Origin of the sequence: Amycolatopsis sp. CA-128772 (assembly GCF_002904295.1) — a bacterium.
GTDB lineage: Bacteria > Actinomycetota > Actinomycetes > Mycobacteriales > Pseudonocardiaceae > Amycolatopsis.
Genome location: NZ_PPHG01000005.1, coordinates 66,964 through 85,862 on the forward strand (window position 1 = coordinate 66,964; position 18,899 = coordinate 85,862).

An 18,899-nucleotide genomic window follows, 5' to 3' on the forward strand; every position below is an offset into this window, starting at 1 on the left:
CCGGCAAAAGTTCAACCAAGAAATCGGCCAGTGTGGCAGCCGGTTACCTGTTCGGTTGAGCGGCGGCGTACTCCTCCTCGCCGGCGGGCTCGAGCCTGCTGGGCCGCGACCGCCGTCGCCGAAGCCGGGGAGCCCAGCAACAAGTAGTTGTTGTGCAACAATTACTTGATGGCCACCCCGCCTCCGCGCGGCCGGACCGTCGTGCTGCTGACGTGCTGCCTGAGCGTGGTCGTGGCCGGGCTGGACACCACGATCGCCAACGTGGCCCTCCCGTCCATCCGGCAGTCGCTGAACGCGCCGGTCAGCGGCCTGCAGTGGGTGGTCGACGCCTACGTCGTGGTGCTCGCCTGCCTGCTGCTGCTCGCGGGCTCGGTGGCCGACCGGTTCGGCCGCCGCCGGGTGTTCCAGGCCGGGCTCGGGGTGTTTTCGCTCGGCTCGCTGCTGTGCGGCCTCGCGCCCTCGCTCGGTGCGCTGGTCGGGTTCCGCGCGCTGCAGGCGGTCGGTGGCGCGATGCTGAACCCGGTCGCGATGTCGATCATCGCCACCACCTTCACCGACCCGAAGGAGCGGGCCCGCGCGGTGGGTACGTGGGGCGCGGTGGCCGGCCTGGGCGGTGCCTGCGGCCCGGTGCTCGGCGGGCTGCTGGTCAGCGGCCTCGGGTGGCGGTCCATCTTCTGGGTCAACGTGCCGATCGGCCTGCTGGCCATCGTCCTGACGCGGCGGTTCGTCCCCGAGTCCCGGGCGGCGCGCGGCAGGCGGTTCGACCCGCTCGGCCAGCTGCTGGTCGTCACGTTCCTCGGTCCGGTGACCGCCGCCGTCATCGAAGGGCCCCGGCACGGCTGGACGTCACCGCTGATCGTCGGGCTGTTCGCGCTGGCCGCCGTCTCGGTGTGCGGCCTGGTGGTGACCGAGTCGCGGCGCGCCGACCCGCTGGTGGACGTCCGGTTCTTCCGCAGCCCGGCGTTCTCCGGGGCGGCGGTCATCGCGGTGGCCGCACTGGCGGCCGTGGTCGGGTTCCTCTTCCTGAACACGCTCTACCTGCAGGAAGTCCGCGGCTACAGCGCGCTGCACGCCGGCCTGCTCACCCTGCCGATGGCCGCCGCGGGAGCGGGGTTCGCGATGGTGTCCGGGCGCATCGTGGCGGCCCGGGGCGCCCGGCTGCCGCTCGTGCTGGCCGGGCTGCTGCTGGCGACCGGTACCGGCCTGCTCGCCGGCACCGGGCCCGGCACCCCCGCCGGCTACCTCGTCCTCGCCTACCTGCTGTTCGGGGCCGGGTTCGGCCTGGTCGGCACCCCGATGACCACCGCGGCGCTGGCCGGGATGCCCCGCGACCAGGCCGGGGTCGCCGGGGCGATCGCGTCGACCTGCCGCCAGACCGGCGGGGCGATCGGCGTGGCGGTGTGCGGATCGCTGCTCGCGGCCGGCGCGGCCACCGCGACGGCGTGGGCCGTGCTGACCGGCTGCGGCGTCGCGGTGGTGCTGCTCGGCCTGCTCTCGACCGGCCGCCGGGCCCGCGCGCACGCGGAATACAGTGGCCGCCGGCTGCACCCGCAAGGCATGGACGTGGCCCGATGAACCCCGAACCGAGCACGGCGGCGCAGGCCTGGACGGCGATGCTGGCCTTCGTCACCGGCCAGGACCGGCTGCGCGCCCTGCGCCTCGAGCTGGACCTCGGCGTGGGCAAGGCCGAACTGCTGATCAAGCTCGCCCAGGCCCCGATGACCCTGCGCGAGGTCGCCCAGGCCGCGGAGGTGGACCCATCGGCGGCGACGGTGGCGGTCGACCGCCTGGAACGCCGCGGGCTGGCCGAGCGCCGGGCCCACCCCGGCGACAAGCGCAGCCGGCTGGTCCACCTCACGGAGGCCGGGCTGCAGGCCGCCGCCACCGCTCGGCGCATTCTCACGGAACCGCCGCCGGCGCTGGCCGCACTGGACGCCGGCGACCTGGCCGCCCTGACCCGCATTTTCGCCACGCTCAACGCGTGACTCCCGGCCGGCCGCCTCGCCGGGCACAAAAAGATGGCGGCGGCCGGCCGCGGCGACCTTCGCGCCTGCCGCCCCGACGGCAGGGTGATCGCCACGGCGAGCCGCCGCCTACCCCGGACGAGCCCGCATCCAGGACCCGTCTCCTCTGACGTGCCCACGGGCGCCGGATCTCAATCATGTGCCCCGGGGATCGGGTCAGCCGCGGGCGGTCAGCTCCAGCAACCGGCCGGTCAGGTCGAGGAGTTCTTCGACGCTGCCGATCAGGTAGGAGAGGTCGACGAACGTGTGGTCCGGCGCGATCAGCTCGACGACCTTGGTGACCGAGGCGGCGATGGTTTCCAGGTCCGTGCCGGGCGCGACGTTCACCCGCAGGGCCACACCGAGCGCCTGCGGGTCGCGGCCGGCCTGCTCGGCTTCCGCCCGCAGGTTCGCCAGGGTGCCGGTGAGCACGTCGGCGGGGAACGCTTCGGGGATCGACCAGGCGGGCAGCCAGCCGTCCGCCCGCCGGGCGACCCGCTGCAGCGCCTTTCCGCCGAACCCGGCCAGGTAGACGGGCGGCTTGCGCACCGGCTTCAGGTCGACGTGGCTTTCCGGGATCGTGTAGCCGACGCCTTCGTGCGACACGAGGTCCTCGGTCCACCACGTCTCGAGGAGGTCGAGCAGGTCGTCGAGCCGCTTGCCGCGTTCGCCCATGGGCACGCCGACGGCGGCGTACTCGTCGGGCGACCAGCCGATGCCGAAGCCGGGGATCAGCCGGCCGTTGCTCGCCACGTCGATGCTGGTCAGCAGGCGCGCGAGGTTCGCGGGCTGGTACTGGGTCGCGTTGATCGTGCTGGAGCCGAGCACCGCGGTCTCGGTCACGGCGGCGGCGATGGCCAGCGCGGTGAAGGGATCCTGCGCGGTGTGGAACTCCTCGGGCATGGTCTCGTAGCCCGGGTAGGGCACGACCGGGGCGACGGGCGACAGCAGCCGGTCGCCGACCCAGAACCCGGCCGCCCCCGCCCGCTCCGCCTCGCGCGCGTAGTGCGCGATCCCGCCCGGCGTGGCCGCCGCCTTGCCGAACACCGGAAGGCTGAACCCAAGTGGCATTGCTTCTCCCCTGGAGTGTGAACGGACCGTGTCGGCCCTGCTGCCACTAGTACTCGCATTTAGTTGCTCGTTCAAGCAGTTCTCACGCCGAGGTGGGCATTAGGCTCGGCCGCCGCGGGCGCGCGAAGTTCTTCCGGGGCCGTGTCGATCCGCGCGCCGCCCGTTCGACCAGGGGGCGCGAAGGCCGGGAAGCGGCCCGCGGGAGAAGGAGCAGACGATGGCGAAGTACCTGCTGGTCATGCGGGGCACCGACGAGTCGAACGCGGCCATGATGGCGAACATCGACGAGATGATGGCCACGAGCCGCCAGTTCATCGAGGACCTGCTGAAGGCCGGCGTCTACGTCGCGGCCGAAGGGCTCGACGATCCGCAGCAGGGTGTCGTCGTCGACTTCGGTGGCGAGACGCCGGTGGTTACGGACGGGCCGTACGGGGAGACCAAGGAGCTGTTCGGCGGGTTCTTCCTGATCGACGTCGCCTCGAAGGAGGAGGCGGTCGAGTGGGCCAAGCGCGTCCCGGCGGCGCCCGGGGCGAAGGTCGAGGTCCGGCGGGTGCCCGGAAGCGACGAGGTCCCGCAGTGACGGCCCAGGTCGAGGCGGTCTGGCGGATCTCCTCGGCGCGGATCGTCGCCGCGCTGACCCGGTTCACCGGCGATTTCGGCCTGGCCGAAGACGCGGCCCAGGAGGCGGTGGCCGAGGCACTGGTGTCGTGGCCCCGCACGGCCCCGGCCGACCCCGCGGGCTGGCTGATGGCCACGGCCCGGCGGCGCGCGATCGACGCGATCCGCCGCCGGGCGGCCCTGCGCGACCGGTACGCGGCCCTGGCGGCCGCCCCGGCGCCGGCCGGCGACGAACCCGACCCCGACCGGATCGACGACGACGTCCTGGCGCTGATGTTCGTGAGCTGCCACCCGGTGCTCTCACCGGAGTCCCGGGTGGCGCTGACCCTGCGCGTGGTGGCGGGCCTGTCGAGCGCGGCGATCGCCCGGGCGTTCCTGGTCCCGGTGCCCACGGTCCAGGCCCGCATCACACGGGGCAAGAAGACGATCGCGGCGGCCGGGGTCCCGTTCGAGCTGCCCCCGCCGGCCGAGCGCCGCGAGCGCCTGGGCGGCGTGCTGAGCGTGCTCTACGTGATCTTCACCGAAGGGGCCACGGCGGCCGAAGGCGACCGCCTGGTCCGTCCGGACGTGGCGTACGAGGCGATCCGCCTGGCCCGGACGCTGGCGGCGCTGCAGCCGGACGAGCCGGAGGTCCACGGCCTCCTGGCGTTGTGCGAGCTGACGGCCGCGCGGTTCCCGGCCCGCACGGCCCCGGACGGATCGCCGGTCCTGCTCGAAGACCAGGACCGGAGCCGGTGGGACGTCTCGGCGATCCACCGCGGCTTGGCGGCGCTGGCGAAGGCGGCGCCGCGCGGATTCGGCCCGTACGGCCTCCAGGCGGCGATCGCGGCGGTCCACGCGTCGGCGCCCTCGGTGGCGGAGACGGACTGGGACCGGATCGTGGTGCTGTACGAGGCGCTGGGCCGGGTGGCGCCGTCACCGGTGGTCGAGCTCAACCGCGCGGTCGCGGTGGCGATGGCGTCGGGACCGGGGGAGGCGTTGCCGATCGTCGACGAGCTGGTCGCGTCGGATCGACTGCCGGGGTCGCACCTGGTGCCGACGGTCCGCGGGGAGCTGCTGACCAGGCTGGGCCGGGTCGAGGAGGCACGCGCGGAGCTGGCGCTGGCAGCCCGGTTGTGCGGCAACGAGCGGGAGCGTTCGGTGCTGCTGGGCAAGGCGGCCGCGCTGGAGAACTGAGACGTCCATCCCGTTGCCCGGCACGGTATTCCGTGCCTACGCTGGGGGAGCTGGTCTATTTTGGACACGCTGACCTGCGGTGGAACGTCTCGGGTGGGCGAGTTTCCGGCTGTCCCGTTGTGCGAACCGGAATTTTGTGGCTCCTCCGGCCGGTCTCTAGCTTCGCCGTCATGGAATGGAGCTTTCGGACGGCGGAAGAACAGATGGCCGCATTGCGGGCCGGTGCGGTGACTTCGGTGGAACTGACCGACGAGGCGATCGCCCGGATCGAGCGTGACGACAAGGTGATCAACGCGATCTGCGTGCCGGACTTCGACCGGGCGCGGGCCGCCGCCCACCGTGCCGACCGGGCCCGGGCCCGCGGTGAGGACCGGCCGCTGCTCGGGATCCCGGTGACGGTCAAGGAGTCCTACGACATCGCCGGGCTGCCCACGACCTGGGGCATGCCATCGCACCGGAACCACGTACCGGCCGAGGACGCGGTGCAGGTGTCGCGGCTCAAGGCCGCGGGCGCGGTGGTGCTCGGCAAGACCAACGTGCCGCTGGGCCTGCAGGACATCCAGAGCTTCAACGCCCTCTACGGAACGACCAGCAACCCGTGGGACCACGGCCGGACTTCGGGCGGGTCGTCCGGCGGGTCGGCGGCGGCCCTGGCGTCCGGGTTCGGCGCGCTGTCCCTCGGCACCGACCTCGCCGGCTCGCTGCGCACCCCCGCGCACTTCTGCGGCGTCTACGCGCACAAGCCGACGCTCGGGCTGGCGGCCAGCCGCGGCATGGTCCCGCCGGGCGAGCCGGCGTTGCCGGTCGACCTCGACCTCGCGGTCGTCGGCCCGATGGCACGCACCGCCCGCGACCTGGCCCTCCTGCTCGACGTCATGGCCGGCCCGGACCCGCTGACCCACGGCGTGGCCCACCGGCTGGCCCTGCCGCCCGCCCGCCACGAGCGGCTCGCCGATTTCCGCGTCCTGGTCCTCGACGAGCACCCGCTCATCCCGACGGGCACCGCCGTGCGGGCGGCCGTGACCCGGGTGGCCGACGCGCTGGTCGACGGCGGCGCCCGCGTCGAACGGCACAGTCCCCTGCTGCCCGACCTGACCGAAACCGCGACGCTGTACATGCAACTGCTGATTTCGGGCACGGTCGCCCGGTTCCCCATCGATTCGCTGGAGCAGCCGGACCCGGCCGACGAAAGCCTCAATGCCGTACGGCTGCGCGCGATGTCGTTCAGCCACCGCGACTGGCTCGAGGCGAACAACCGCCGCGAGCTCCACCGCCAAGCCTGGCGGCAGCTGTTCGCCGAGTTCGACGCGGTGGTGTGCCCGATAACGCCGACGCCGGCCTTCCCGCACGACCACCACCCCAATCCGATGGAGCGCCACATCGACATCGACGGCGCCGGCTACCCGTATTTCGACCAGCTGGTCTGGGCCGGCCTGGCCACCATGCCCGGCCTGCCGTCGACCGCGATACCCACGGGCCGGTCCGCGGAGGGCCTGCCGGCGGGCGTGCAGCTGATCGGCCCGATGTCCGAGGATCGCACCCCGCTGCGGCTGGCCGAACTGCTCGAGCACCGAATCGGCGGCTTCGAGGTACCGGAACCGGCCGGCCGGGGCCGTTTCCCGCGTTCCTGAACCGCCGCACTCCGCGTCCGATTTCGGCAATTTCCGGACGGTGTGGGGCGATTTGCGAATTTGGTCGGGAATCGCGAAGGCTACCCATGTCGATGATGGTCGCGGCCACGCGCGGCTCGGTAGCGTCGGCACTCTGGCGACCACATTGCGGGGGTGTTGTGGAGTATCGGTTCAAGCTGCTCGGCGCACTGGAAGTGCGGGTGGGCGGTGCTCCGGTGGTGATCACCGCCGCGAAGCACCGGGTCCTGCTCGCGTCGCTGCTGGTGGACGCCAACCGCGTCGTGCCGCCGCGGACGCTCCTGCTCAGGATGTGGGGCGAGCACCCGCCGCCCGGGGCCCGCAACACCCTGCAGAACTACGTGTTGCGGCTGCGGCGGGTGCTGGGCGACGCCGCGCCGATCCGCACGCGACCCGACGGTTACGTCATCGAGGTGCCCGAAGACGCGGTCGACCTGGTGCGGTTCACCGCCCTTTGTGCCCGGGCGAAAGCGTGCGTTGCGGCCGGTGATGTCACACCGGCGATCGGGGCGCTGCGGGCGGCGCTGGAATTGTGGCGCGGGGAAGCGCTCTCCGACGTGCCTTCGGAGGTGCTACACGCAAAAATCGTTCCGGCGCTGACCGAGCAACGGCTCGCCGCGGTCGAACTGCGGATCGACCTCGCGTTGCGGACCGGCGGGCACCAGGACGTGCTGCCCGAACTGCACGAGCTGACGGCCGCGCACCCGTTGCGGGAGCGGTTCTGGGCCCAGCGGATGCTGGCGCTGCACCGGTCCGGGCGGCAGAGCGAGGCGCTGGAGTGCTACCGCGTGATCAGCGCGAAGCTCGCCGGCGAACTCGGTCTGGACCCCTGCGCCGAGTTGCGGGAGGCGCACGCCCGGGTGCTGGCCGCCGAGCCGGCCGGGACGACCGCGGCGCCGCCCCGGGCACCGGCCGGCAACGTGCCCGCCGAGCTGACGTCGTTCGTCGGTCGTGAAGCGCAGCTCGACCTGGCGAACCGGATGCTCGCCGACCACCGGCTGGTGACGCTCACCGGGGCCGGCGGCGCGGGCAAGTCCCGGCTCGCGCTGAAGATCGCGACGGCCCGCGCCTTCCCGGACGGCGTCTGGCTGGCCGACCTCGGGTCGTCGACCGACGGCGAGGTCGGCCGGGCGATCGCCGGCGCGCTGGGCATCGCGGGCGAGCGGCTGGTCGACCACCTGCGCGACAGGGAACTCCTGCTCGTGGTGGACAACTGCGAGCACGTGGCCGGGCCGGCCGCCGAGGTGCTCACCACGCTGCTGCGGTCGGCGCCGGGGCTGCGGGTGCTCGCGACCAGCCGTCAGCCACTCGGCGCCGCGGGCGAGAACCTGCTGCCGGTGCCGCTGCTCACCGAGGACGAGGCGATCCGGCTGTTCACCGACCGGGCGGTCGCGGCCCAGCCGGGTTTCCGGCTCACGCCCGGGAACCGGGACCTGGTGCGCCTGCTCTGCCACCGGCTCGACCGGATCCCGCTCGCCGTCGAACTCGCCGCGGCCCGGCTGAATTCCCTGTCCGTCAGGGACATCGTCGACCGGCTCGGCGACCGGTTCCGGCTGCTGGGCGGACCGGGCCGGCCGGTGACGTTGCGCGGGGTGCTCGACCGCAGCCACGCCCTGTGCACGCCGGCCGAACGCCTGCTCTGGGCGCGGATCTCGCTGTTCGGCAGCGGGTTCGACCTCGCCACCGCCGAATCGGTGTGCTCCGGCGGTCCGATCCGCCGCGACGACGTCATCGACCTGCTCGCCGCCCTGGTCGCCAAGTCGATCGTGATCGCGGTGACGGGCCACGAGCGGACCCGGTACTCGCTGCTGGCGACGTTCCGCGAGTACGGGGCCGGGAAACTGGCGGAACTGCGCGAAACCGGGCGGTTGCGGCCCCGGCAGTTCCACCCACCCGGCGGCGACCGGGTGACCGAGCCGGCGGCGTGAGTCAGTAGATACCCTCCGGCATCGCCGGGGTGTCGTACAGCGGACGCACGTTCGCGACGCCGTCGCACGGCCAGTCGCGGCCGGTGTCGTACCGGACGGCCAGGTCGCGCTCCAGCACGTTGGGCAGGAACAGGTCCTCGTGCAGCACGGTCATCCGGACGCGGCCGGACTCGGTGTGGTCGACGGTCCGGGTCCAGTCGTCCTGGTCGACGACCGCCATCGTCACCTGGGGGTAGTTCGGGAGGTGCGGCATCAGCTCGCCGTCCTGCAGCACGGGCAACGCCATCGTGTTGCCGAACGTGTTGCCGTACATGACGACCAGCGGCTTGTCCGCGCCGAGCGCCTGCCGGAACGTGCGCCACACCTCGGGTGTCACGTGCGTCCCGGTCATCCGCACGCCGGCGACCGCGGCCACGAGCGCGGGCCGGGTCCGGATCAGCGCCTGCAGCAGCGCCGGGGTGGTGACCAGGTAGTCGACGTGCTGGCTGTCCACGATGGACTCGACCTGCTCGATGACGTGGTCGATGTACTCGTTGGCCACCGCGAGCCGCCCGGTGCGCAACGCGCGTTTGACCCACCGGGGGTCGAAGTCGACGCTGTACACCCGTGCGCCGTACAGCTGCACGAGGTCCCACCCGCTGTGCCCGATCAGGTGCGGGCCGCTCGGGGTTGCCTGCAACCACGTCCGCCCCTCCTCGAACCCTTCCCGGCGCATCGACCACCGGCGCCACGCGCCGCGCAGCCGGAGCATCTGCTCGGTGTAGAACACGCGGCACGGTTCGCCGGTCGTGCCGCCGGATTCCCAGATCCGGCCGGCCAGCGGGCGCGGCACGGCGAGCGGGACGAGGTCGCCGGGATCGAGCGTCCGCAGCTCGTCGAGCGCGAACGTGCCGAACGCGGCGAGTTCGGTGTACTTGGTGATGTCCCGCGGGTCGAACGAAAGCGTGGCCGCCCGCCGCAACCAGTAAGGGCTGCCCGTCTCCGGGTCGAACTGGCGGCCGATGATTCGTTTCGTCCACTCGTCCAGATCCTGGTCGAGCGCACGCTCGACCAGTGCGCCGGTATCTTCGATGGTGGTCAACGGCCTCTCGTTTCAAGCGTCGTGACGGGCGGAGGAGCAGAGCGTTGGTCCGAGGTTAACGCGGCGGCCCTTGCGATCGGCTTGCATCGCGATCGGTTGTCCTGCAAGCGAAGTGCAACGTCCGCTGCCTTAGCCTTGCGGTGCTGGACGACTGCGGATGCACGGGGGCCCGAATTGACTGTCGCGTACTTCTTCGCCGGTGGAATCGCGCTGAAAGCGCCGGGAACCGAACTGTACGACGCCTTCCCGGTGATGCACGAATGGATCGACCGGGTCGCCGCGTGGACGGACCTGCCGGTCGCGCGGCTGCTCGTCGAGGACTTCTCGGGGGCGCTGTCGATCGGGCACACCGGCGCACCGCCCGACTTCCGTCACGTGGCGGAGGTCCGGCAGGTCGCCAACGCGCTCGGGATCTGCGACGTGCTCGCCGAGCGGGGTGTCCGGCCCGCGGCGATCGGGGGCTCGAGCCTCGGCTTCATGATCGGCGCCTGCCTCGCCGGCGCGCTCGGCCGCGAGGAGCTGTTCGACCTGCTCCGGTTCAGCAGCACGTTGCCGCGAACCGTGGCCGGGGAACCGGCGCAGGGGTTCGCGACGGTCGTGGCGACCGACGACGAACTCGTCGGGTACTCGGCGTGGCCGGACGTGTTCCTGGCCGCGGAGCTGGGCAGGTTCGCCGGCGGCTCGGCCGGGGTGTACATGCTGTCCGGGTACCTCGACGCCCTGCACGACCTGGCCCGGTCCCAGCCGGAGGGCAAGGTCACCGTGGTCGAAGTCCTCGGTGGCGCCCACAACCCGCGGCAGCAGTTCATGCTCGAACTGCGCAAGCCCTACCTCGACGGGATGAAGTTCGCCGACCCGGCCGTGCCGTTGTTCTCGGGCCTGTCCCCGCGGGTGATCACCACGGCGGACCAGGTGTACACGGACTTCCTGCTGAATTCGACGCAGTTCACCTCGTCGTCCGGGGTGTACGCCGCCCTTGCCGCGCAGGGCACCACGCTGGCCGTCGGGCCCGGGGTCGCGGGACCGCTGTCGAAGTTCGGCTTCCCGTTCACCATGGTCCAGGTCACCGGGAAAGCGCACTTCGACCTGCTCGCCGGCACGATGGCCGACCTGGGCCTGCAGCGGGGCTACTTACTCGAAGGGACAAGGAAATGACTCAGACAGCGGCGATCGAAGCCGTCTTCGCCCGGCTGGGTGCCGATTTCACCGGCACCCTCCAGGAAAGCATGGGCATCCGGTACGACGAGGTCACCGCGGAGCGCGTCGCCGGCCGGATGCCGGTGGCGGGCAACACCCGTTCGTTCGGCCTGCTGCACGGCGGCGCGTCGTGCGTGTTCGCCGAAACGCTCGCCACGGTGGGGGCCGCGCTGCACGCCAGCACCGGCCGGCTCGGCATCGGCGTCGAGATCAACGCGACGCACCACCGGTCGGTCCGCTCGGGCGACGTCGTCGGCGTGGCCACCGCCGTCCACTTGGGACAGACGCTGGCCAGCTACGACGTCGTGCTCACCGACGAGCAGGACCGCCGGATCTGCACGGCGCGGGTGACGTGCATCCTGCTGGACCGCGCCAAGACGACGACCGCGCCCGCGGTGCGGCTGGAGCAGGAGGCGGGGGTGGCCGGCGCCTGACCCAGCGGCGCGCGATCAGGCCCCGACGTCGATCCGGGCGGGCCGGCGACGCAGCCGCGCGGCGGTCACCCGGATCGCGACGGGCAGATAGCCGCAGGCGCGGGGAATGTCCGCGGTGTCCCGGCCCGGCCCATCACCGCCGAGGATGCGGCTGAACAAGGCGGAAGCGTCCTGCGGCGGCAGCGGCCCGACGGTCACCTGCTGCGCGCCTTCCAGATCGGCCAGCGGGTCGCGGCTGGTGATCAGCACGGAACAACGGGGGCCACCGGGCAGCAGCGGCCGGATCTGCGCCGTGTCGGCCACGTCGTCCAGCACGAGCAACAGGTGCCGATCCCCGGTTTCGGTCCGCCACCGGGCCGCGCGCGCCGCAAGGGTGTCGGGCATCGCCGCCCTGTCCACCCCGGCCGAGCCGAGCAGGATCCCCAGCGCGTCGAACGGGGTGAGGGGTTCGAGGCCGGGGGAGTGGGCCTGCAGGTCGAGAAACATCTGGCCGTCGGCGAACTCCTCGGCCAGCCGGTGCCCCACGTGCACGGCCAGCGCGGTCTTCCCGCTCCCGCCGACCCCGTCGACCACGGTGATCGGCGTGCCGGAAGGACCGTCCTCGCCGAGGACGAGGTGGCTCAACCGGCGGATCTCACTGCCGCGGCCGGTGAAGTCGCGGACGTCCCGCGGCAGTTGCCGGTGCCGCCCGGTGTGCGGCCGCAGGGCCGGATCGTTGCCGAGGATCCGCTGGTGCAGCCGCCGCAGCCCGGGCCCGGGTTCGAGGCCGAGGTCATCGACCAGCACCTGCCGGGTGCAGCGGTAGACGTCGAGGGCGTCCGCCTGGCTGCCGCAGCGGTACAGGGCGAGCATGAGCAGCTCGGCCAGGTGCTCCCGGGTCGGGTGCGCCGAGTTCAGCCCCCGCAGCTGCGGGACGAGCATGGCGTGCCGCCCCCGTTCGAGCTCCAGCGCGGCCAGCTTCTCGTGCGCGAGCAGCCGTGCCTCGTCCAGCGGGCCGGCCTGGTCCCGGATGGCGGAGCCGGGAACGTTCATCAACGCGGCCCCACGCCACAACCCGAGGGCGGACCGCAACAGCTCCCTGCTCCGGTCGACGTCGCCGGCGTCCTCGGCGTTCCTGACCCGGTCGCGGAAGGTCTGGGCATCGAGCTCCCCGGGCCGGACCCGCACCCGGTACCCGCCGGGAACGTTCTCGATCCGCGGCGGGCCACCGTCGTCAACTTTGGCCATGGCCCCCCGCAGGCGGCTGACGTAGGCGTGCAGGGTGGGCACGGCCCGGGCGGGCGGGTCCTGGTCCCACACGGATTCGACCAGCGCGGAGGTGGCCACGACCGCGTTGGGCGTGAGCAGCAAGGTACCGAGAACGGCCTGCGCCTTCGGCCCGCCGAGGGCGAGAGAGGTGCCGCCGGCCACCACTTCGAGCGGACCGAGTATCCGGAATTCCACAGAACGACCCCCCGTTCGAGCGTCACGCCACGAGAAGGACGCTGCCAGCCACCGATGACGTGCCGGTCACTTGCGGGTCACTCGTCTCGCTGTCGGGGGCGCCGCCGGCGGTCAGCTTTGCGCGGGGCAGAAGGTGTCGTCCGGCCGCTTCCCGCTCACCAGGTACTCGGTCACGAGCGAGTTCCCGCACTGGCTGGGCGTGAACAGGTAGGCCCCGTGCCCGCCCTGGTCGATCGTGATCATCCGGGCGCGCTCGCCGAACGCCGCGCGCAGCTTGCGGGCCCCGGACAACGGCGTGCCCGGGTCACGCCGGTTCTGGACCATCAGCACGTTCGCCGGGCCGTGGCCGGTGATCCGCACCCGCGGCTCGGCCGGCGGGGCCCAGTAGGCGCACGCCGCGATGTTCGCGCTCGCCGCGCCGAGCAGCGGGTAGCGGACCCGGTCGACCGCGACGTCCAGCTGGTAGCTCGCGATCGAGCGCGGCCACGCCGAGTCGCCGCAGATCACCGCGAACCGGGACGCCAGCAGGTTTTCCACCCCGGTCACCGGCGCCTGCGGCGGCTTCGGAGCCCGGCCCTGGTCGAGCCCTTGCCAGTCCTCGGCCAGCTTCGTCAGGTCCGTCGAGTACAGCCCTTCGAACGTCAAGCCGCGGAAGACCGAGCCGGTGACGCCTTCGACGGGCGTGCGGTCCAGCCGTGCGGCCAGTTCGTGGAACTTGGCCGTCACCTGCGAAGGCGTGGTGCCGAGCTCGTACTCCGGGTGCTTCGCCGCGAAGGCCGCGAAGTCGGGGAACCGGTCCTCCATGCCCCGCCCGAAGCCGCGCATCGCGTCGATGTCGTAGCCGCCCGGCCCGAGGTTGCTGTCCAGGACGATCCGGTCGCTGCGCTCGGGGAACAGCGTGGTGTACACCGCGCCCAGGTAAGTCCCGTAGGACGCGCCCAGGAACGACACCTTCGGCTCGCCGAGCGCCGTCCGGATGCGGTCCATGTCCCGCGCGGTGTTGGCCGTGGTGACGTACGGCAGCATCGATCCGGTCTTCGACCCGGCGCACTGCCCGGCTTCCCGCTTCGCGATCGCGGCTTGCTTCACGACGTCGGCCGGGCCCTTCGCGTACGGCAGGTTGCCGACCGCGATCTGCTCCGGCGTCAGGTCGCACGTCACCGGGGTGCTGTGCGCGACCCCGCGCGGGTCGAACCCGATGATGTCGTAGGAGTCGAGCACTTCTTGGGGCAGCTTCACGTACTTCAGCAGCTGCGGGTAGTCCAGGCCGCCGCCGCCGGGGCCGCCCGGGTTGGTCAGCAGCACGCCCCGCCGCTTCTCCGGGTTTTTGCTCGGCAGGCGCGACACGGCGACGTCGATCGTCCGCCCGCCGGGCTCCCGGTAGTCCAGCGGGACCTTCATCGTCGTGCATTGCAGGTCCGGCGTCGGGAACGCCCCGGCGGGACACGGTCCCCAGCCCACGGTGTTCGGTGCGGCGGAGGCCACGGGGACGGCGGTCGTCGCGCCGAGCACGGCGATCGCGGCCACCAGCAAGGTCTTGCGCATCGGAATTCCTTTCGTTCGCGCCGCGCTCAGCGGCGCGGTTCCCAGCGGAAGAGGCGGGTCGCCAGCACGACCGCGACGACGACCCAGGCCAGGGTCGGGGCGAACAGGACCAGCGAATCGGCGACCGGGCGGCCGCCGTTCCACGCGTCGAGCACCAGCTCGGCCGCCGAACCGCCGGGCAGCAGGCGCTTGAGCAGCGTGAGCTCGCCGGTGCCGGTGAGGCCGACCCAGCCGGCCACCGCGATCACGCCGACGCTGATCGGCAGGGTCGTCACCTGCGCGTGTTCCGGCGAGTTCGTCAGCCCGGCCGTGGCCAGGCCCAGCGCGAGCATCATCACCACGGTGGCCCCGACGGCCGCGGCCAGCAGCAGCGGGTTCGCCGGCTTCCCGGTGACCGCGGCCAGCACCGCGAGCAGCACGGCGATCTGGACGACCGCGATCGCGGTGACCGGCAGCAGCAGCCCGCCGAGGATCCCGGCGTCCCCGGCCGCCGTCGAGCGCAGCCGCTTGAGGAACAGGTTCTGGCGGCGGGCGGCCAGCGTCGTCACCGTCGTGGTGTAGAGGCCGATGCCCAGCACGAAGAACAACGTCAGCGTCGCGATGTAGCCGAGGCTCCCCACCTCGGTGAAGACGTCGTGCCGGGCGATGAAGAACGCGCTGAGCGCGGCCGGCAGCACCAGGGCGGTGACCAGCACGAGCCGGTTCCGGAAGAGCTGGATCAGCTCGCCGCGAGCGATCGTCAACATGGGTCCTTCTCTCAGGAGTTTTCGATGGCGCGGAAGACGTCGTCGAGCCGCGTCGGCCCGGCCTGCAGGTCGAGCAGCTCCACGGCCTGGTCCTGCGCCCAGGCCAGCAGCGTGTGCAGGTCCTTCTGCAGGCCGAAGGTCTCGACGAGGAACTTGCCGTCCACACCCCGCGTGGCGAGCAGCGGCGGTGACGGCGCGTGGGCCGGGAGTCCGAAGTGGATGGTCGAGGGCAGCGTCCTGGTCAGCTCGGCGACGGTGCCCTCGCGGTGCAGGGTGCCCTGGTGCATGAGCCCGATGCGGTCGGCGCGTTGCTGCGCCTCCTCGAGGTAGTGCGTGGTGAGCACGACCGTGGAGCCGTCCTCGCGCAGCCGGTCGACGGCGTCCCAGAGCGCGTCCCGCGACTGGATGTCGAGGCCGGTGGTGGGCTCGTCGAGGAAGACCAGCTCAGGTGTGCCGTAGACGGCGGTGGCGAAGTCGAGCCGTCGCTTTTCCCCTCCCGAGAGCTGCCCGGCCTTGGTGCTCGCCTTGCGGGTGAGGCCGGCCACGTCGAGCAGGCGCCCGACGTCGTCGTGCCGCCCGGAGAGCCGCCCGACCAGCCCGACGGTCTCGCGCACGGTCAGGTCGGCGGAAAACCCGCTCTCCTGCAGCATGATCCCCATCAGCGGGCGGACGGCGGCGCGGTCGCGGGGGTCCTTCCCGAACACCCGCACGGCACCCGAGGTCGGCGCGCGGTGGCCTTCGACCGTCTCCAGGGCCGAGGTCTTGCCGGCGCCGTTCGTACCGAGCAGGGCGTACAGCTCCCCGCGATCCACCTGGAACGAAAGGTCTTTCACGGCGGGGAAGCCGCCGTAGGTGAGGGTGAGGCGATCGACGTCGATGACCGGTGTCGTGGACATGCCCCGAATTCCAGCGTGGATCGGCGCGGCCCGGCAGTGCGGCGACGTCACCCGGACACATGACGTGGTGTCACTGGTGCGGCCCGCTCAGCCGGATACGCTCGGCTGGTGGAGGTGCCGACGATCGCGCGCAGGACGTCCTGGACCGGCGGGAAGGTCCAGGAACGGCTGCGCCGGCTGAACCTGATCACGACCGTCCCGCCGCTGGCGCTCGTGGGCGTGTTCCTGCTGCTGACGACCGCCCGGTCCGGGTGGCACGTCGTCATCCAGGTCGTGGGACTGCTCGCGGCGCTGGCGACGGCCGAACGCTGGACCGCGGGTGACTACCTGCGCGTCGCGCGGCCGAGCCTGGCCGTCACCGCGGTGGTCTGGCTGGCCGGGTCGCTGACCGACGACACGGCCGCGTTCTTCGGGCTGTCCGTCGTGGGGTCGTACCTCATCCCGCCGCTTCCCCGCCACCGGCTCGCCGCACTGGCCGGGCTGACGGTGCTGATCGCGGGGCTGGGCGCGGCGAACGCGCTCGTCCACGACGACCGGATCGGCTGGCGGCTGTTCCAGTTCGCCGCCGTGCCCGCGGCCGCCATGCTGGTCTCGACCGCGTTCATGTTCGTCAGCCAGCGCTTCTTCGACCTGATCGCGGAGCTCGAGCAGTCTCGCGAGCGCGAAGCGGACCTCGCCGTCACCCGGGAGCGGGTGCGCTTCGCGTCCGACCTGCACGACATCCAGGGGCACACCCTGCACGTGGTGAAGCTGAAGGTGGCACTGGCCGAGAAGCTGCTGGACCGCGAACCGGACCGGGCGCGCGAGGAACTGCGTGAGGTGCACGACCTGGTCGGGGAAACCATCGCCCGGACCAAGGAACTCGCCTACGCCCAACGGCGGCTGAACCTGTCCGCCGAGCTGGAGAACGCCAAGAACCTGTTCGAGGCCGCGGGAATCCACGTCCGCGTCACGCGCGAGTCCGAAGTGGACGCCAGCGCGGGCGAACTGCTCGGCCAGGTCCTGCGCGAGACGACGACCAACATCCTGCGGCACGCCGAAGCCCGCCAGGTGGGAATCACGCTCACCCGGCGCGGGATCGCGATCGTCAACGACGGCGCCCCGGACACCGGCCCGCCCGAGCTCGGCGGGCTCGCGGTGCTCCGGCAGCGCTTGGCGGAGCAGGGCGCCGAGCTGGAAGTCACGCACTCCGGCAGCCGCTTCCGCACCGCGGCGGCCTTCCCCCCGCCGAAGGAGGCCCGATGACGACGGTGGTGCTCGCCGACGACGAAGCCCTGCTCCGCAAGGCACTGGCCGCGCTGCTGCCGCTGGAAGGCGAGATCACGGTGCTGGCCGAGGCCGAAGACGGCGAGACGGCGGTCGCGGCCACCCTCGAACACCGGCCGGACGTGCTGGTCATCGACCTCGAGATGCCCCGCGTGGACGGGCTCGGCGCGGTGGAGGAGATCCGCCGGGCCCGGCCGGAGCAGGTGATCCTGATGCTGACGCGCCACGCCCGCCCCGGCGTGCTCCGCAAGGCGCTGAAGCTCGGCGTCCAGGGCTTCGTCAGCAAGGCGGCGGAACCGGCCCACATCACCTCGGTGATCAGGACCCTGCACGCGGGCAAGCGCTGGATCGACCCGGACGTCTCGGCCCTCGCCGTCGTCGACGACTGCCCCCTGACCGACCGCGAGCTGGACGTCCTGCGCGCGACCCGTGAGGGTTTTTCGGTGGCCGACATCGCCGGGCAGCTGCACCTCGCGGAGGGCACGGTCCGCAACTACCTGTCCAACGCGATGCAGAAGACCCAGACCCGCACCCGCCACGAAGCGGCCCGGTACGCCCGTGAGCACGACTGGCTGTAGCCGGCCCCTGACCGCTTCACGTGACGCGAAAGACCGGCCAGCCGATCTCGGTGCGCCACGCAGCGGGATCGCGTGCGTCACGAGGGCCGACGACGTAGACCTCCCGCATCGGCCCGGCCACCGACATCGCGTTCTCCACCACCCAGGTCCCGAGCTGGCCGTAGGTGACCTCCACGCCGTCGTGCTCGCCGACGTGGGTGGTGACGGCCAGTTCCGCGGCCGGAAGAACCGCGGGGTGCACGCGTCCGGTGCGAGGCGGCGCAGCGGTCGGCAGGTAGACGAGCGCGCGACCGCGTTCCTGTTCGAAAAGCGCGTTGTCGTAGCAGCCGCCCGGTGGCCCGGTCACGGCGGCGCCGACGGCCGCCTCCAGTTCGGCCATCGCGCCGGCGAACCAGGTCTCGACGTCGCGGTGCCCGACCACGGCCTCCACCGCCGCGACCGTCCGGGCGGGCTCCGCACGCAGCTCGACGTCGATCGGCGCGGGGTCGGGCCGGAGCAGGCGCCGCAGCGAGACGACCGCGGCCCGGGTGCGGTCGAGCACGTCCTCGAGGCGTTGCAGGTGGTCCGCGACCAGGGCCGCCCGGACGTCGGGGTCGGGGGTCCGCAGGATTTGCTGCACGTCGCTCAAGGGGACGTCGAGTTCGCGGAGCCGGTGGATGACCTGCGCGGCCGGGATCTGGTCCAGGCCGTAGTAGCGGTAACCGGTGGTCTCATCCACCACGGCGGGCTCCAGCAGGGCCGCCTCGTGGTACCGGCGCAGCGTCCGCACGCTCAAGTGGGTCAGCCGCGAAAACTCCCCGATGCTCAGCACCCCTCCATTCTGGACTCTCCCCCCGGGAGAGAGTCCACGGCTTGACCCTCCCGCGCGGCGAGGTCACACGATGGGCTCATGACACAGCACACCGACCTCCCGTCCGATCTGCTCCCGGCCACCGTGCGCGAGTTCATCGCCGCCCACGTCGTCCGCGACGCCGACACCGCTTCGTCGTTCCTCACCGAGGACGTGGTCGTCGTCGACCAGGACGAAACCTTCCGCGGCCGGGAGGAGGTCCACGCGTTCCTGCGGGACGCCGGGTCCGAGTTCGAGTACACGACCGAGCAGATCGGCGCCCGCCGCGTCGACGACGCCCACTGGGTGGTGACCGTGCGGCTCGAGGGCACCTTCCCGGGCGGCGTCGCCGAGCTCGGCTACCGGTTCACGTTGCGGGAGGACCGCATCGCCGAACTCGTCATCGCCAACCACACCGCCTGACCTACGCCGATTTCAG

The 18,899-nt window shown here is 72.4% G+C and carries 18 protein-coding genes; 11 read left to right on the top strand and 7 right to left on the bottom strand.

Annotation, left to right across the window (positions count from 1 at the left end):
* The first annotated feature begins 168 nt into the window (after positions 1-168).
* Both C2L59_RS01900 and C2L59_RS01905 read left to right on the top strand, forming a co-directional pair.
* A complete protein-coding gene (locus tag C2L59_RS01900; RefSeq protein WP_103347766.1) occupies positions 169-1,575 on the top strand; it encodes a DHA2 family efflux MFS transporter permease subunit in 1,407 nt (468 codons plus the stop codon).
* Entirely contained in the window at positions 1,572-1,985 is a 414-nt protein-coding gene (locus C2L59_RS01905) for a MarR family transcriptional regulator (RefSeq protein WP_103347767.1), read from the top strand. Before C2L59_RS01900 ends, C2L59_RS01905 begins: the two co-directional genes overlap by 4 nt.
* Before the next feature lie 195 nt (positions 1,986-2,180).
* On the opposite strand, the gene C2L59_RS01910 is transcribed toward C2L59_RS01905, so the two are convergent.
* Complete coding sequence (locus C2L59_RS01910) at positions 2,181-3,074, bottom strand: TIGR03619 family F420-dependent LLM class oxidoreductase (RefSeq protein ID WP_103347768.1); 894 nt, start codon at positions 3,072-3,074, stop codon at positions 2,181-2,183.
* 217 nt (positions 3,075-3,291) lie between these two features.
* Between C2L59_RS01910 and C2L59_RS01915 the strand changes: the two genes are divergently transcribed.
* From C2L59_RS01915 to C2L59_RS01930, 4 genes are all read left to right on the top strand, one after another.
* A complete protein-coding gene (locus C2L59_RS01915; protein WP_103347769.1) occupies positions 3,292-3,654 on the top strand; it encodes a YciI family protein in 363 nt (120 codons plus the stop codon).
* Complete coding sequence (locus C2L59_RS01920; RefSeq protein ID WP_103347770.1) at positions 3,651-4,868, top strand: RNA polymerase sigma factor; 1,218 nt, start codon at positions 3,651-3,653, stop codon at positions 4,866-4,868. Before C2L59_RS01915 ends, C2L59_RS01920 begins: the two co-directional genes overlap by 4 nt.
* 170 nt (positions 4,869-5,038) lie before the next feature.
* Complete coding sequence (locus tag C2L59_RS01925; RefSeq protein ID WP_103347771.1) at positions 5,039-6,499, top strand: amidase; 1,461 nt, start codon at positions 5,039-5,041, stop codon at positions 6,497-6,499.
* Positions 6,500-6,657: 158 nt separating this feature from the next.
* On the top strand, positions 6,658-8,445 hold the full coding sequence (locus tag C2L59_RS01930; RefSeq protein WP_158263016.1) for a BTAD domain-containing putative transcriptional regulator: 1,788 nt from the start codon (positions 6,658-6,660) through the stop codon (positions 8,443-8,445).
* A 1-nt stretch (position 8,446) separates the two neighbouring features.
* On the opposite strand, the gene C2L59_RS01935 is transcribed toward C2L59_RS01930, so the two are convergent.
* A complete protein-coding gene (locus tag C2L59_RS01935; protein ID WP_103347773.1) occupies positions 8,447-9,526 on the bottom strand; it encodes an arylcarboxylate reductase in 1,080 nt (359 codons plus the stop codon).
* 174 nt (positions 9,527-9,700) lie between these two features.
* Here C2L59_RS01935 and C2L59_RS01940 point away from each other — a divergent pair, with 174 nt between their 5' ends.
* Complete coding sequence (locus C2L59_RS01940) at positions 9,701-10,681, top strand: hypothetical protein (protein ID WP_103347774.1); 981 nt, start codon at positions 9,701-9,703, stop codon at positions 10,679-10,681.
* On the top strand, positions 10,678-11,157 hold the full coding sequence (locus tag C2L59_RS01945) for a hotdog fold thioesterase (protein ID WP_103347775.1): 480 nt from the start codon (positions 10,678-10,680) through the stop codon (positions 11,155-11,157). The genes C2L59_RS01940 and C2L59_RS01945 overlap by 4 nt, the downstream gene beginning before the upstream one ends.
* A gap of 15 nt (positions 11,158-11,172) precedes the next feature.
* Here C2L59_RS01945 and C2L59_RS01950 read toward each other — a convergent pair whose 3' ends face one another.
* From C2L59_RS01950 to C2L59_RS01965, 4 genes are all read right to left on the bottom strand, one after another.
* Positions 11,173-12,600 (bottom strand): BTAD domain-containing putative transcriptional regulator, encoded by a 1,428-nt coding sequence (locus C2L59_RS01950; RefSeq protein ID WP_103347776.1) that lies wholly within the window; start codon positions 12,598-12,600, stop codon positions 11,173-11,175.
* Between the two features lie 111 nt (positions 12,601-12,711).
* The gene (locus C2L59_RS01955) at positions 12,712-14,145 is read right to left on the bottom strand and encodes an alpha/beta hydrolase (protein ID WP_103347777.1); all 1,434 of its coding nucleotides are present in this window, start codon (positions 14,143-14,145) and stop codon (positions 12,712-12,714) included.
* Positions 14,146-14,171: 26 nt separating this feature from the next.
* A complete protein-coding gene (locus C2L59_RS01960) occupies positions 14,172-14,891 on the bottom strand; it encodes an ABC transporter permease (RefSeq protein WP_103347778.1) in 720 nt (239 codons plus the stop codon).
* A gap of 11 nt (positions 14,892-14,902) precedes the next feature.
* A complete protein-coding gene (locus tag C2L59_RS01965) occupies positions 14,903-15,787 on the bottom strand; it encodes an ABC transporter ATP-binding protein (protein ID WP_103347779.1) in 885 nt (294 codons plus the stop codon).
* Positions 15,788-15,895: 108 nt separating this feature from the next.
* Here C2L59_RS01965 and C2L59_RS01970 point away from each other — a divergent pair, with 108 nt between their 5' ends.
* A complete protein-coding gene (locus tag C2L59_RS01970; RefSeq protein ID WP_103347780.1) occupies positions 15,896-17,032 on the top strand; it encodes a sensor histidine kinase in 1,137 nt (378 codons plus the stop codon).
* On the top strand, positions 17,029-17,631 hold the full coding sequence (locus tag C2L59_RS01975) for a response regulator transcription factor (protein WP_103347781.1): 603 nt from the start codon (positions 17,029-17,031) through the stop codon (positions 17,629-17,631). Before C2L59_RS01970 ends, C2L59_RS01975 begins: the two co-directional genes overlap by 4 nt.
* A 16-nt stretch (positions 17,632-17,647) precedes the next feature.
* On the opposite strand, the gene C2L59_RS01980 is transcribed toward C2L59_RS01975, so the two are convergent.
* On the bottom strand, positions 17,648-18,442 hold the full coding sequence (locus C2L59_RS01980; RefSeq protein WP_103347782.1) for a MerR family transcriptional regulator: 795 nt from the start codon (positions 18,440-18,442) through the stop codon (positions 17,648-17,650).
* A 78-nt stretch (positions 18,443-18,520) separates the two neighbouring features.
* On the opposite strand from C2L59_RS01980, the gene C2L59_RS01985 reads away from it, so the two are divergent.
* Positions 18,521-18,883, top strand: coding sequence for a nuclear transport factor 2 family protein (locus C2L59_RS01985; protein WP_103347783.1), 363 nt, complete (start codon positions 18,521-18,523; stop codon positions 18,881-18,883).
* The last annotated feature ends 16 nt before the right edge of the window (positions 18,884-18,899 follow it).

Bases quoted from the DNA above. Each gene is read 5' to 3' on its own strand.
- C2L59_RS01900 (WP_103347766.1), top strand. From the start codon at position 169: ATGGCCACCCCGCCTCCGCGCGGCCGGACCGTCGTGCTGCTGACGTGC.
- C2L59_RS01905 (WP_103347767.1), top strand. From the start codon at position 1,572: ATGAACCCCGAACCGAGCACGGCGGCGCAGGCCTGGACGGCGATGCTG.
- C2L59_RS01910 (WP_103347768.1), bottom strand. From the start codon at position 3,074: ATGCCACTTGGGTTCAGCCTTCCGGTGTTCGGCAAGGCGGCGGCCACG.
- C2L59_RS01915 (WP_103347769.1), top strand. From the start codon at position 3,292: ATGGCGAAGTACCTGCTGGTCATGCGGGGCACCGACGAGTCGAACGCG.
- C2L59_RS01925 (WP_103347771.1), top strand. From the start codon at position 5,039: ATGGAATGGAGCTTTCGGACGGCGGAAGAACAGATGGCCGCATTGCGG.
- C2L59_RS01945 (WP_103347775.1), top strand. From the start codon at position 10,678: ATGACTCAGACAGCGGCGATCGAAGCCGTCTTCGCCCGGCTGGGTGCC.
- C2L59_RS01955 (WP_103347777.1), bottom strand. From the start codon at position 14,145: ATGCGCAAGACCTTGCTGGTGGCCGCGATCGCCGTGCTCGGCGCGACG.
- C2L59_RS01960 (WP_103347778.1), bottom strand. From the start codon at position 14,891: ATGTTGACGATCGCTCGCGGCGAGCTGATCCAGCTCTTCCGGAACCGG.
- C2L59_RS01965 (WP_103347779.1), bottom strand. From the start codon at position 15,787: ATGTCCACGACACCGGTCATCGACGTCGATCGCCTCACCCTCACCTAC.
- C2L59_RS01975 (WP_103347781.1), top strand. From the start codon at position 17,029: ATGACGACGGTGGTGCTCGCCGACGACGAAGCCCTGCTCCGCAAGGCA.
- C2L59_RS01985 (WP_103347783.1), top strand. From the start codon at position 18,521: ATGACACAGCACACCGACCTCCCGTCCGATCTGCTCCCGGCCACCGTG.